At 72.0% G+C, this 13,084-nt stretch carries 12 protein-coding genes; 4 read left to right on the top strand and 8 right to left on the bottom strand.

The features are described 5' to 3' along the window. Nucleotides 1-60 precede the first annotated feature (60 nt). On the top strand, nt 61-660 hold the full coding sequence (locus ACIGAN_RS05855; protein WP_399855194.1) for a TetR/AcrR family transcriptional regulator: 600 nt from the start codon (nt 61-63) through the stop codon (nt 658-660). Nucleotides 661-681: 21 nt separating this feature from the next. Here the strand turns inward: ACIGAN_RS05855 and ACIGAN_RS05850 are convergent, their stop codons facing one another. From ACIGAN_RS05850 to ACIGAN_RS05830, 5 genes are all read right to left on the bottom strand, one after another. After that, on the bottom strand, nt 682-1,182 hold the full coding sequence (locus tag ACIGAN_RS05850) for a lamin tail domain-containing protein (protein ID WP_399855191.1): 501 nt from the start codon (nt 1,180-1,182) through the stop codon (nt 682-684). A 143-nt stretch (nt 1,183-1,325) separates the two neighbouring features. After that, nucleotides 1,326-2,690: an FAD-dependent oxidoreductase gene (locus ACIGAN_RS05845; RefSeq protein WP_365097934.1), complete on the bottom strand. Its 1,365-nt coding sequence runs from the start codon at nt 2,688-2,690 to the stop codon at nt 1,326-1,328. Nucleotides 2,691-2,818: 128 nt separating this feature from the next. Then, nucleotides 2,819-5,449, bottom strand: a complete 2,631-nt coding sequence (locus ACIGAN_RS05840; RefSeq protein ID WP_399855188.1) for a SpoIIE family protein phosphatase — start codon at nt 5,447-5,449, stop codon at nt 2,819-2,821. 233 nt (nt 5,450-5,682) lie between these two features. After that, complete coding sequence (locus tag ACIGAN_RS05835) at nt 5,683-6,228, bottom strand: hypothetical protein (RefSeq protein ID WP_365097938.1); 546 nt, start codon at nt 6,226-6,228, stop codon at nt 5,683-5,685. A gap of 28 nt (nt 6,229-6,256) precedes the next feature. Then, nucleotides 6,257-6,871, bottom strand: coding sequence for an ATP-binding protein (locus ACIGAN_RS05830; protein ID WP_399855186.1), 615 nt, complete (start codon nt 6,869-6,871; stop codon nt 6,257-6,259). Nucleotides 6,872-7,042: 171 nt separating this feature from the next. Here ACIGAN_RS05830 and ACIGAN_RS05825 point away from each other — a divergent pair, with 171 nt between their 5' ends. Together ACIGAN_RS05825 and ACIGAN_RS05820 are read left to right on the top strand one after the other, a co-directional pair. Then, nucleotides 7,043-7,273 carry a DUF397 domain-containing protein gene (locus ACIGAN_RS05825; RefSeq protein ID WP_311686249.1) on the top strand — a complete coding sequence of 77 codons (231 nt, stop codon included), beginning with the start codon at nt 7,043-7,045 and terminating at the stop codon, nt 7,271-7,273. 189 nt (nt 7,274-7,462) lie between these two features. Next, nucleotides 7,463-8,377: a helix-turn-helix domain-containing protein gene (locus ACIGAN_RS05820; RefSeq protein WP_399855183.1), complete on the top strand. Its 915-nt coding sequence runs from the start codon at nt 7,463-7,465 to the stop codon at nt 8,375-8,377. A 54-nt stretch (nt 8,378-8,431) separates the two neighbouring features. Here the strand turns inward: ACIGAN_RS05820 and ACIGAN_RS05815 are convergent, their stop codons facing one another. Beyond that, nucleotides 8,432-9,259 carry an SAM-dependent methyltransferase gene (locus ACIGAN_RS05815; RefSeq protein WP_365097942.1) on the bottom strand — a complete coding sequence of 276 codons (828 nt, stop codon included), beginning with the start codon at nt 9,257-9,259 and terminating at the stop codon, nt 8,432-8,434. Nucleotides 9,260-9,487: 228 nt separating this feature from the next. On the opposite strand from ACIGAN_RS05815, the gene ACIGAN_RS05810 reads away from it, so the two are divergent. Continuing rightward, nucleotides 9,488-11,161 (top strand): hypothetical protein, encoded by a 1,674-nt coding sequence (locus ACIGAN_RS05810; RefSeq protein ID WP_399855180.1) that lies wholly within the window; start codon nt 9,488-9,490, stop codon nt 11,159-11,161. A gap of 9 nt (nt 11,162-11,170) precedes the next feature. Here the strand turns inward: ACIGAN_RS05810 and ACIGAN_RS05805 are convergent, their stop codons facing one another. Then, a complete protein-coding gene (locus tag ACIGAN_RS05805; RefSeq protein ID WP_399855178.1) occupies nt 11,171-11,815 on the bottom strand; it encodes a hypothetical protein in 645 nt (214 codons plus the stop codon). Between the two features lie 77 nt (nt 11,816-11,892). Beyond that, complete coding sequence (locus tag ACIGAN_RS05800; RefSeq protein ID WP_399855175.1) at nt 11,893-12,951, bottom strand: methyltransferase domain-containing protein; 1,059 nt, start codon at nt 12,949-12,951, stop codon at nt 11,893-11,895. Between the last annotated feature and the right edge of the window lie 133 nt (nt 12,952-13,084).

Raw genomic sequence — 13,084 nt, 5'->3', positions numbered from 1 at the left:
CGGACCGGAGCCGTGGGTCAACAGTTGTTGGCAAACGTGCGTTGGCTTACGCTGGCCGGCATGAACGTCAGCGACAGAGGAACCGCGGAGGCGGAATCCCGCGGCGGGCGCCGCCGCTCGGAGGACACCCGCGGCGCCATCCTCATGGCCGCCCGCGAACGCTTCGCCACCGACGGCTACGACCGGGCCACCATCCGGGCGATCGCCAAGGACGCGCGGATCGACCCCTCCATGGTCATGCGCTACTACGGCAACAAAGAGGGCCTGTTCGCCGCCGCGGTCTCCATCGACCTGTCCATGCCGGACCTCGCCGCACTGCCCCGCGAGGACGCGGGGCAGGCGCTCGTGAGGCACTTCCTCGGCATGTGGGAGGAGAACGAGGTGCTGACGGCGCTGCTGCGGGTCGGAGTGACCAACAGCGCCGGGGCCGAACGGATGCAGACGGTCTTCCGGGACCAGCTGGTCCCGGTGGCCCGCGCGATCTGCCCCGACCCCGAACAGGCCGCCGCGCGGGCCGGACTGTGCGCCGCGCAGCTCCTCGGACTGGCGCTCACGCGCTACGTCCTGAGGTTCCCGCCCGCCGTGGGGCTGGCCCGCGAGGAGATCGTGGCCTGGCTGGCCCCGACGCTGCAGCGTTATCTCACGGCGCCGAACCCCTGAGGGGGCACGGGCCGGGCGGACTCAGCCGTGGTACGTGATGTACCCGTTGCCGTCCTTGTCCGAGCCGCTCCTGGTGTACGAGTGCACGTCGGCGTAGGCGCCGGACGGCTTGTACACGTAGATCGTGTCCTTGTCGTTGTTCCACATGAAGTTGCAGTTGTCGCGGTAGACGACGTTGCCGGCGTCGGAGTCGGTCCCGTTGCCGCCGCGCAGCTTCACGTAGTCGCCCGGCTGGAGCGTGTGGTTCGCGGTGAAGGTGAACCTGTTCCCCGCCGCGTCCTTCACGACGTACCCCTTGAGGTTCACCGTCGTGGACTTGGAGTAGTTCTTGACGGTCAGGTACTCCTCCTTGGTGTTCCCTCCCGAGCACCGGTTGGAGTCGCTCCCCGGGGCGTCGTACTGGATGCCGCGGATCTTCAGCGCGGAGGTGTACTCGGCGGCCTGGGCCGGAGTGGCGGCCAGGGCGGTCAGGACTCCGGCCGCGACGGCCGCGGCGGTGGTGGTGACAAGGCGTATGCGCATGGACGTTCGTCCCCCCTGCATGGCCTTCTGATGAAGGCGATGTGATGATCTGGTGAAGCATCCGGATCGTACAGGGTTCAAGCACGCAGAAGGGCGGGTCCGATGACATTGCCACCGGACCCGCCCCGCGGGTGTATGGGGAGTCAGGCGCCGCTGGCGCGGAGCATGTCCTCACGCTCGACGATCTTCACGCGCTCACGGCCCTCGGGCTCGCCCAGCGCCTTCTCGGCGGCGTCCAGCTTGTACCAGCCGTCCCAGGTGGTGAAGCGGACGTTCCGCTCGGCGAGGAACGCGTCCACCGCCTCGGGCGCGGGGCTGGCCGGCGTCTGCAGCCGCCCGTTGGCGTAGTCGTCCAGCAGATTGGCCACGGTCTCGTTCGCGTCGCCCTTGGTGTGCCCGATCAGGCCCACGGGGCCGCGCCGGATCCAGCCCGTGACGTACGTGGACTGCAGGTGCTCGCCGGACTCCTGCACGACCCGGCCGCCCCGGTCCGGGACGGTGCCGGAGTCGATGTCCCAGGGCAGCTTGGGGAGTTTGTCGGACAGGTAGCCGACGGCCCGGTAGACGGCGGTGACGTCCCAGGTCTTGAAGGTGCCGGTGCCCTTGACGTTGCCCGTGCCGTCGAGCTGCGTGCGCTCGGTGCGCAGGCCGACGACCCTGCCGTCCTCGCCGAGGATCTCCGCCGGCGACTCGAAGAAGTGCAGGAACAGCTTGTGGGGACGGTCGCCGACGTCGCGGATCGCCCAGTTCTCCAGCGTCTTGGCGACCATGTCGGCCTGCTTGTTGCCGCGCCGGGTGGCGATCGAGCCCTCGTCGTAGTCGATGTCCTCGGGGTCGACGATGACCTCGATGTTGGGGGAGTGGTCCAGCTCCCGCAGCTCCATCGGGCTGAATTTCGCCTGCGCCGGGCCCCGGCGGCCGAACACGTGGATCTCCTTGGCCCGGTTGGCCTTCAGGCCCTCGTAGACGTTCGGCGGGATCTCGGTCGGCAGCAGCTCGTCCGCCGTCTTGGCCAGGACGCGGGCGATGTCGAGCGCCACGTTGCCGACGCCGAGCACGGCGACCTTCTCGGCCTCCAGCGGCCAGGTGCGCGGCACGTCCGGGTGGCCGTCGTACCAGGAGACGAAGTCGGCGGCGCCGTACGAGCCGTCGAGGTCGATGCCGGGGATCGACATCGACCGGTCCGCCATCGCGCCGGTGGCGAAGATCACGCCGTCGTAGAAGGCCCGCAGGTCGTCCAGGCTGATGTCGGAGCCGTAGTCCACGTTGCCGAACAGCCGGATCTGGGGCTTGTCGAGCACCTGGTGCAGGGCCGTGATGATGCCCTTGATCCGCGGGTGGTCGGGGGCGACGCCGTACCGGATCAGCCCGAACGGCGCCGGCATGCGCTCGAAGATGTCGATGGACACGCCGGGTTCGGCGGCCACCTCGGACTTGAGCAGGGCGTCGGCGGCGTAGATCCCGGCAGGGCCGGATCCGACGATGGCTACCCGCAGGGGGCGGGGCATGGTCAGGTTCCCTTCGAGCGGCGACAAGCGGTCTCGACGGGAAGCCTAAACTAAGGCAAGCCTTACTTGGTACGCGGGTCCGGTCTATGAGCCCATAAGGCTACTTTATGAGCACTCCCCGGTCCGACTTATGGCAGGGGTTGCTCGGCCCAGATGACCTTACCCGCGGGCAGATAGCGCGTCCCCCAGCGCTCGGCGAGCTGGGCGACGAGGAACAGGCCCCGGCCGCCCTCGTCCGTCATGGTCGCGTACCGCAGATGCGGCGAGGTGCTGCTGCTGTCGAACACCTCGCAGATCAGGTTGCGGTCGCGCAGCACCCGGACCCGGATCGGGTCGCCGCCGTAGCGCAGCGCGTTGGTGACCAGCTCGCTCAGGATCAGCTCGGTGGTGAACGTCAGCTCCTCCAGGCCCCACGCGGCCAGCTGCCGGCTCACCGCGGCCCGCACCTCGCCCACGGCCGCAGGGTCGGACGGCACCGGCCACTCGGCGACATGGTCCGCGGCGAGCGCCCGCGTCCGGGCCACGATCAGGGCGATGTCGTCGCTGGAGCGGGCCGTGAGCCGCGAGTCGAGCACGACCCGGCAGGTGTCCTCCGGCGACTCCCCGGCCCGGCCCAGGGCCTCGCGCAGCATCTCCAGACCGACGTCGATGTCCCGCTCCCGGTCCTCCACCAGCCCGTCCGTGTACAGCACGAGCCGGCTTCCCTCCGCCAGCTCCAGCTCCGCCGTCTCGAACGGCAACCCGCCGAGCCCGAGCGGGGGGCCGGCCGGCACGTCCGGGAACTCGACGCTGCCGTCCGGGTGGATCAGGGCCGGCGGCGGGTGCCCCGCCCGCGCGAGGGTGCACCGCCGGGAGACCGGGTCGTACACGGCGTACAGACAGGTCGCTCCGGTGACCGGGGCGCTGCCCTCCTCCTCCGTCTCGTCCTGGTCGATCCTGCCGACCAACTCGTCCAGCAGGGCGATCAGTTCGTCCGGCGGCAGATCCAGGGAAGAGAAGTTGTGCACGGCGGTGCGCAGCCGCCCCATGGTGGCCGCGGCGTGCAGCCCGTGCCCGACCACGTCCCCGACCACGAGTGCGACCCGGGCCCCGGACAGCGGCAGCACGTCGAACCAGTCGCCCCCCACCCCGGCCTGGGCGGGCAGATAGCGGTAGGCGATCTCCAGCGCGCCCTGCTCGGGCAGGTTGCGGGGGAGCAGGCTGCGCTGCAGGGTCACCGCCATGCTGTGCTCGCGCGTGTAGCGGCGCGCGTTGTCGATGGAGACGGCGGCCCGGGCGACCAGTTCCTCGGCCAGGGCCAGCTCGTCCTCGTCGAAGGGCTCCTGCTTCTCGTAGCGCCAGAAGCTGACCACGCCCAGCATCAGCGTCCCGGCCCGCAGCGGCACGGTGATCAGCGAGTGGATGCCGTACTCCACGATCTGCGCCGAGCGTTCCAGGTCCTGCGCCTGCCAGCCGGGCGCCTCGCCCAGCCGGGGTTCCAGCACGGGCCGGCCGCTGCCGAGGCTGCGGCCCTGCGGGGAGGTCTCCACGAACCGGATGCGCTCGCCGACGGGGTAGAGGGGAGCGTCCTTGCGGATGCCGCTGAGCGCCGTGCGGCTGAGCGTGGCCGCGGCGTCCGGCTGCCCGCCGCCCAGCACCGCGTCGAACAGGTCCACGGTGGCGAAGTCGGCGAACCGGGGCACGGCCAGCTCGGTCAGCTCCTCGGCCGTCCGGGTCACGTCCAGGCTGGTGCCGATGCCCACCCCGGCGTCGTACAGCATGTTGAGCCGTTCCCGCGCGGTCTCGGCCCGGCCGGACAGGGCCCGCAGCTCCGTGGAGTCGCGCAGCGTGGCGACGCTGCCGGGCGGGACGCCGACGCGGTCCGTGGTCCGCTGGTTGACGGCGAGGAGCCGGTCGCCGACCAGGTGCACCTCGTCCGTGGCGACACGGCCCGACGCCAGCAGGTCGGCGGTGCCCGGGTCGAGACCCAGGCCGAGGACGGGGCGGCCCTCGGCGTCGTCGGGCAGCCCGAGCAGCCGGTGCGCCTCGTCGTTGGCCAGGACCAGGGTGCCCTGGTCGTCCACGATGAGCACGCCCTCCCGGACCGCGTGCAGCACGGCGTCGTGGTGTTCGTACATCCGGGTCATCTCGTGCGGCCCGAGCCCGTGGGTCTGGCGCAGCAGGCGCCTGCTCACCAGCGCGGCGCCGGCGGTCGCCAGCGCGAGCGCCGCCGCCGCGGCCGACAGCACGAGCGGCAGCTGCCGGTCGGCGGTCCCGCCCACGTTCTTCGTCGTGATGCCCGCCGAGACCAGCCCCACGACCCGGCCGTCCGGGTCCTTCACCGGCACGACGGCCTGGACGAGGGGCCCGATGGTGCCCTCGATCTCCTCGGTCACCGCCTCCCCGGCCAGCGCCGGCGCGATCGTGCCGACGAACTGCTTGCCGATGCGGTCCGGCTTGGGGTGGGTGTAACGGATCCCGTCGGTGTTCATGACGACGACGAAGTCGACCTTCGACCGCTCCCGCGCGGCCTCGGCGCGCGGCTGCAGCACGGCGGTGGGATCGGGGCCGTCCAGGGCCTCGACCGTGCCCGGCGCGTTGGCGAAGGTCTCCGCGACGGCGAGCGAGCGGTTGCGCGCCTCCTGCGTCGTGTCGTGCCGCACCTGGAGCACCAGGGCCACCACGGCCGCCACGACCAGCAGCAGCACGATCACCACGACCAGCAGGAACACCTGCCCGGCGACGCTGCGCCCGCCCAGCACCGACCGCAGCCCCGCCATCGGATGCCACCGTGACGGACCCGTCTCCCTCCGCTGCCGCGCGGACGGCGTGGAGCCGGGCCGCAGGGGCGATCGAGTCCCGGATCGACCCAAGAGTCGGACCATGTGCCCATGTCTACACTGCCCGGCCCCGGGAGGCGAGGGGCGTCACCCGGGGTGGCAGGGGGCCCTCACCGTATCGTCACGTCTCCGGAACACCGCGGGGTCCGGGCCGCCGGCGCCGTACGCCGCTGTCAGGCCCCCAGCGAGCGGGCCAGCTCGGTCGTGGCCCGTGCGATCTCCGTGTCCTCGTCCGCCATGAGGCGGCCGAGTTCGCCGCTGCGGGCCCGCACCGCCTGGCGCGCCGCCCGCTCCCACACCACCGGGTTCTCCCGGTGGTTCAGCAGCTTGGGATAGACGGCCGCCGTGCTCTCCCACTGCCGGGCGTCGGCGATGTTCTTGAGCAGCTGGATGATCTGGGCGCGGACGGTCACCTGCGGCAGCTTCGCCAGCTCCCACAGGAACGGCACCGTGGCGGCGGTCGCCTGCTCCACGACGAAACCGAACTGGCAGATCCGTTTGCGCAGGTCGTCGAGGGCGGAGCGGGCGGTGTCGGCGTCGCCGCAGGCGATGCCGCTGAGCAGTACGGGAATGGCCGCCGCCGAACCGGTGGAGTCCTGGATGTCACCCCACGGCACGCGGTCCAGTGCCGTGAGCGGTGTCTTCCGGGCCAGACCGGCCGGGGCGTCCGGGCGCTGAGGGCGCTCGCTGCCCGGGTGTTCCGTCGAAGCGCTGCGCATGGCGAGGGGCCTTTCCGCGGCAGTCGTGTCAGATGGGTGGACAGGTCGACAACCTCGCCCAGACCGTCTTGCCCGCCGGCGGGGTGGGGGTCCAGCCCCACTCCTCGGACAGGGCGTCGACGAGGCACAGGCCGCGTCCGTGCTCCTCCAGGGCGGAGCCGGTGCCGGGCGCGTACACGGGCGGGCGGTCGTCGGGGTCGGAGACGGTGACCAGCAGATGGGCCGGATCCAGACGGAATCCGAGCCGGATCTCCGGCGCACCCGGGGCCCCCTGCGCCGCGTGCGTCGCGGCGTTGGCGGCGAGCTCCGTGATGATGAGCGTGGCGTCGTCGCAGCGGTGGTCGAGCGACCAGACGCGCAGGGTGTGGCGGGTGAAGGCCCGGACCCGGGCGAACCCCTCCCGGCTGCACTCGACGCGCAGCGCGACCGAGGGGGAGAGGGGGCCGGGGGCCGGCGCCGTCCCGCGCGCCGGCACACCGGCCGCGGCCTGCCCCGGGGACGGCGCTCCGTGCGGCGGTCCTCCGTGGAGCGGTGCTTCGCGCGGACCGGGACCGGCCGGGAAGCAGTCGAGCGCCCCGGGTGCGCCCGCGTGCGCCGGGGCCTCACTCGGCGGCCGGAGCACGTGCTGCGCAGGTGATGACACGGCATCTCCCCGATGCGACGTCAGGACGGGGCGTCAGCCCGGGGGTTGACGCCGCGGCTATTATCCACGCTGACGGCGCCCGCATGCAATTGCACGAGAAATTGCGTGAGTTTCAAGCCGTCGCGGGTACGCAAGCCGGGACGAGTTCGGCCGGAGAGCAAGGAGAGTGCGGTGCCACCAGTGCGGAACGGAGTGCAGGCGAGTTCACTGGACGCCTGCTGGATCAAGAGCCGGCACAGCAACGCCGAGGGCAACTGCGTCGAAGTCGCCCCTCTCGTGGACGGAGGCATCGCGATGCGCAACTCCCGTGACCCCGACGGGCCGGCGCTCGTCTACACGGCCGCGGAGGTGGCGGCGTTCCTGGCCGGGGCGAAGGACGGGGAGTTCGACCACCTGGTCTGAGACCCGCACGGCGGGAAGACCCGCGCGGGCCCGCATCCGCGGCGGCCGAGCGGAGTCACAACGAAGTCCGAGTGGAGTCCAAGCGGAGCCCAACTACCCACTTCCTGCTGCCGTGTCGGGCGGATGCGCACAGCCCCGGCGGGGTGCGATAGTGTAAATCGCCCTTGTGCCGGTCTGCTGGGAGTCAGGATGTCCGCCGCGTCGCATCGTATCTCCCGTCTGGAACCCTACCTGGACAGGCCCGAGCCGGCGCCGACCCTGCTGAAGATGCTGGTCGGTGTGCAGCTGGCAGGCTTCCGCGAGGACGCCGGGCTGGCCCAGGACCAGGCGGCGCGCGCTGTGGGGTTCAGCGCCGCGAAGCTGTCCCGTATCGAGTCCGGCAAGGGCCGTCGCCCGCCGACCGAGAACGACGTCCGCGCGCTGCTGCAGTTGTACGGCACCGACGACTACGAGGCCTCGGTGCTGCTCAAGTTGCTGCAGCGCGCCGGTGAGCCGGGCTGGTGGCAGCGCTACGACAAGCGGCTCATGCCCGAGTGGTTCGACCGGCTGGTCGGACTGCAGGAGGCCGCCGCCACGATCCGTACCTTCGAGATCCAGTACGTGCCGGGCCTGTTGCAGACGCCCGCCTACACCAAGGCCGTGGTGGAGAGGGGCCTGCCGAACGCCCCGGCGGCCGAGGTGGAGCGGCGCGTCGAACTGCGCAGGCGCCGGGCCCGGTTGCTCACGCGGGACGAGGCCCCGCAACTGTGGGCGATCATCGACGAGTCCGTGCTGCTGCGGGTCCTGGGCAACCCGGAGATCATGCGCGAGCAGCTGGAGCACCTCGTCGAGATGGCCGAGCGCCCCAATGTGACGGTGCAGGTCGTGCCGTTGAGCGTCACGAACGCCTCGGCTCCCGCCATCCCGGTGACGTATCTGCGCTTCGGCGGCCTCGATCTGCCCGACGTGGTCTACCTGGAGCACATCAAGAGCGCCAACTTCCTCGAGGACCGCGACGAGACGGAGGAGTACCGGATCGCGCTGGACCGGCTGGCGGACGAGGCCCTCAAGCCCCGCGAGTCCATGGAGCTGCTGCGGCAGACGATGGAGCAGCGCTACCGGTGAGACACCGGTGCCGCCCGCGGGACACCCACCGTCCCGCGGGCGGCACCCGCCGTGTCACTTCTCCAGGGGAAGACGGCCCACGCCGCCGAACTCGATCCACTCGTGGCTCAGCTGACGCGGCGCCACCTCCGTGTCCGGGCGCCAGGTGGACACCTCAACGAGCCCCGGCTCCAGGATCTCCAGACCCTCGAAGTACGTCTCGACGTCCTTCGGCTCCCGGACGCGGCCCCAGTGGCCCTGCGTCGCCTGGTCCATGAAGTTCGTGACGAACTCGCGGACCTCGGCCTCCTCGCTGACCAGCTGGCACATCACCATGAAGCTCCCGGGCGCGAGCCGCTCCCGGACGCGGCGCGCCACCGCCAGGGGGCCGTCGGTGTCGCTGTCCGGGATGCAGTGGAAGACCGAGTTGAACAGCACGCACACCGGCTCGGAGAAGTCGATCAGCCGCTTGGTGTCGGGGTGGTCGAAGATCAGGTCGGTCTCGCGCATGTCCGCGTGGATGACGGCGGTGCGCTCGTCCTGCTCCAGCAGGGCACGGCCGTGCACGAGGACCATCGGGTCGTTGTCGACGTACACCACGTGGGTGGTGGGGTCGATGCGCTGGGCGACCTGGTGCACGTTGTCCTGCGTCGGCAGGCCGGAACCGTGGTCCAGGTACTGCCGGATGCCGTACTCCTCGGAGAGGGTGCGCACCACGCGCTGGAGGAAACGGCGGTTGTTCAGGGCCAGGCGGCGCGTGCTCGGAACGACCTTGTCGAGTTCCTCGCACGCGGCGCGGTCGGCCGCGTAGTTGTCCTTGCCGCCCAGGTAGTAGTCGTACATGCGTGCTGCCGTCGGCACGTTCGCGTCGATCTCGGTGGACAACTGCTTCTCGGAGTGCATCGTTCCCCCTGCAAGGTGCCGCGCCAACGGACTGGCTGGACAGGAAGTACATCCTAGGGAGCGGGAGTTGGCCCGTGCCAGCCTGTCGGCGAAGCTCCCCGCGATTCGAACGACGAGATGTTCAGTACGAGCTGCCGACGAGCCCTTTATCTGAGGATTCGCGTGTTCTGTGTCCCCGGTCCGCAGCCGCTATCCTCACGGCCCCGGCCGCTTTCCCAGGAGCTACCCATGGGCGACTACTACGACCTCGGCACCCACAGCCGTCCCGTCACCACCACGTCCGACCAGGCCCAACTCTGGTTCGACCGGGGCCTGGTGTGGACCTACGCCTTCCACCACGAGGAAGCCGTCGCCTGTTTCGAGAGGGCGGCCGAGGCCGATCCCGACTGCGCCATGGCGTACTGGGGCATCGCCTACGCGCTCGGGCCGAACTACAACAAGCCGTGGGAGTTCTTCGAGGGCGCGGAATTGACGCGGACGGTGCAGCGCACGCACGCCGCCGTGGAGCGGGCCCATGCGAAGGCCGCCGGAGCGACACCGGTGGAGCAGGCCCTGATCGGCGCCCTGCGGGCCCGCTACCCGCAGGCGGAGGCCGTGGCGGACTGCTCGGTGTGGAACGAGCCCTACGCGGACGCCATGCGCGCGGTGTACGCGCTGGCGCCCGACGACCCGGACATCGCCACGCTGCACGCCGACGCCGCGATGAACCTCACCCCGTGGCAGCTGTGGGACCTCGGGACCGGACAGCCGGCCGAGGGCGCCCGCACCCCCGAGATCCGGGACGTGCTGGAGGGCGCCCTCGCCACCGAGGCCGGGGCACGACACCCGGGCGTCCTGCATCTCTACATCCACCTCATGGAGATGTCCCCGGCACCGGAGCGGGCCCTCACCGTCGCCGACCGGTTGCGCGGCCTCGTCCCCGATGCGGGCCACCTGCTCCACATGCCTTCGCACCTGGACGTCCTGTGCGGCGACTACCGGCAGGTCGTCGCGGCCAACAGCGCCGCGATCGCGGCCGACGAGAAGTACCACCGCCGGGCCGGCGCGATGAACTTCTACACCCTCTACCGGGCGCACAACCTCCACTTCAAGATCTACGGCGCCCTGTTCCTCGGCCAGGCGAAGGTCGCCCTCGACACCGCCGCCCAGCTGGAGGCCGCCGTCCCGGAGGACCTGCTGCGCGTGCAGAGCCCTCCGATGGCCGACTGGCTCGAAGCGTTCCTGGCCATGCGCGTCCACGTGCTGATCCGCTTCGGCCGCTGGGCCGACATCCTCGAACTCCCCGCCCCGGCCGACCCGGAGCTGTACGCGGTGACCACCGCGATGCGCCACTACGCCCGGGGCGTCGCCCTCTCCGCCACCGGCGAGGTCGACCGGGCCGAGGCCGAACGCGCCCTGTTCCACGAGGCGGTGGGGCGCGTGCCCGGGACGCGGATGCTGTTCAACAACACCTGCCACGACATCCTCGCCATCGCCGCGGCCATGCTGGACGGCGAACTCGAATACCGCAAGGGCAACCACGACCTGGCCTTCGCCGCCCTGGAACGCTCCATCGAACTCGACGACACCCTCCCCTACGACGAGCCCTGGGGCTGGATGCAGCCCACCCGCCACGCCTACGGGGCCCTGCTGCTGGAACAGGGCCGGGTGGCGGAGGCCGAGGCGGTCTACCGCGCCGACCTCGGCCTCGACGACACCCTGCCCCGCCCCCTGCAGCACCCCGGCAACGTGTGGGCGCTGCACGGTCTGCACGAGTGCCTGCTGCGCAACGGCAAGACGGGCGAGGCGGCCCTGGTGGGGCACCAGCTCAAGACGGCGACCGCGCTGGCCGACGTGCCCATCCGCTCGTCCTGCTTCTGCCGCCTGGACGTCCCGCCGGCCACGGACGCGTGCTGCCCCTGACCCGGCGGGTCACCGCCGGTCCAGACCCGCCTGCTCCAGTGCCCTCGTCATGGCCGGCCGGTCCCGCCGGCGCCACTGCGGGTCCCGGGTGAGGGACATCAGCAGCTCCGGCGTCAGGCGGTGGTTCTCCGCGTGGGCCAGCAGGGTCTCCGCGTCGGCGGCCGACGTGGCGCCGTGCTCGTCGTCGGCGATCGTGCGCAGTACGTCGGCGCGGTCGGCGAAACGGCTCATCCCGCAGTCGAGGCCGTCGTCGTCCAGGGTGTCCGGGTAGGGGGCCCGGGCCCAGGCCCCGTCCTCGAACCAGTACACACAGCCCAGTTCGGACCCCTCCAGCAGGTCCGCCAGCTCCTGGTGGGGAAGCCAGTCCGGGGCTCCGGCGAGCAGGTCGACCGGCGGCTCGTGCCACTTGCAGCCGCTGGACTCGTCCTCGCCGAAGAGCACCCACCGCCCCTCGCCCCGGGGCGTGAGGCTCCACCAGGTGCAGCCGGAGTCGTCCAGGTGCAACCCGGTCCCGTCCACCCAGGTGCCGGTGCGGTGGTGAGCCCTCCGTTCCTTCTCCGTGGTGGCCTCCAGCACGGCGACGAGCGCCCAGCGCGCCCACAGCACCTGTGCCGACGGCAGGTCCCCGGGCCGCCCCGGCCGGTTGATGCTCATGTCCTGTCCTCGCTCGTTCCGCCGATCATGATCGGGGCAAGGCTCTCACGAGCGGGCCGCCGGCCGGGGCGCAGTCCTCAACGGCGCCCCCGGCGGGCGTCCTTGACCGTCATGCGCACCAGGAACGGCTGCGCCCCGGACAGGCGGAGCCGCTGGGCGTGCACGGGCGTGAAGCCGTGCCGGAGGGCGGCGGCCAGGTCGTCACGGCCGGGCAGCAGCACCACGGCCGCGCCGTCGGGGGAGAGGATCCGCCGCAGCTCCGTCCACCAGCGCTCGGGGGCGTCGGCGAGCAGGCCGCCGGCGGGCACCTGCGCGCCCCATGGCGGGTTGCACAGGACGCGGTCGGCGGCCCCGTAGGGCAGCGGCAGCCGGCCCGCGTCGCAGCGGCGGACGGTCACCGGCAGGTCACCGGCGTTGGCGCGGGCCGCCGCGACCGCCTGCGCGGACAGGTCGAAGCCGTGGAAGCGGGCGTCGGGCCGGGTGAGCGCCCCCTCGATCAGCAGGGTGCCGGCGCCGCAGCACGGGTCGACGACGGTCTGCCCGGGGCCGATGCCGGCCAGCTCCGCCATGGCGGCGGCGAGCGGCGGGTGGAGGGTGCCCGGGACGGTGTGCCGCTTGTAGGCGCGGCGGTGCAGCGGCCGGTCGTCGACACGCAGCATCAGGGTGGCCTGCGTGCCGTCCAGGGTCAGTCGCCAGCCGCAGGAGCCCGGCGGGGGAGCGGCGCCGGTGCGGCGCGAGTGGTACGGGACGCCGAGCCGCTGCGCCAGGGCCTCGCCCACGGCGTCCTCGGCGTCGTAGCGGGTGAACGCGCGCCGGCCCAGGAAGGAGGCCGAGACGTCGACGCACACGGGCGCCGCGCCCGGGCGGCGCAGGGGGAGCAGGTGGTCGAGGTCGGTGCGGTCGGCGAGTGCGGTGAGGTCCCGCGGGGCCTGCCGGGCGGCTCCGACGTCGGGGCTCCGGGCGGCGAGCAGGAACACGTCGTCGGCGGTGCGCAGGGGTGGCGCGGAACGGGTCGCGCGGAAATGGACTTCGCGGTGCCGCAGATCGGTGACGGCGCCGAGACCGGACCGGACGACCTCGGCGGCGACCAGGGGCTCCAGGCCGCGCAGACAGCGCGCCACGAGGGGCGTGTGCATGGTGGTGTTCTTCTTCCACGTCGGCACTCGGGGCAGCGCTCCGCTGCCCCGCGTCGTCGGCGACGGGGGGTCCTCGCTTCGCCGACGGTGCCTAGCGGAGGTGGAAGAAGTACGTCATGGGCGGGAGTGTAAT

Origin of the sequence: Streptomyces sp. NPDC085931, assembly GCF_044540565.1 — a bacterium.
Taxonomy (GTDB): Bacteria; Actinomycetota; Actinomycetes; order Streptomycetales; family Streptomycetaceae; genus Streptomyces.
This window is presented reverse-complemented; position numbering and strand designations above follow the sequence as displayed.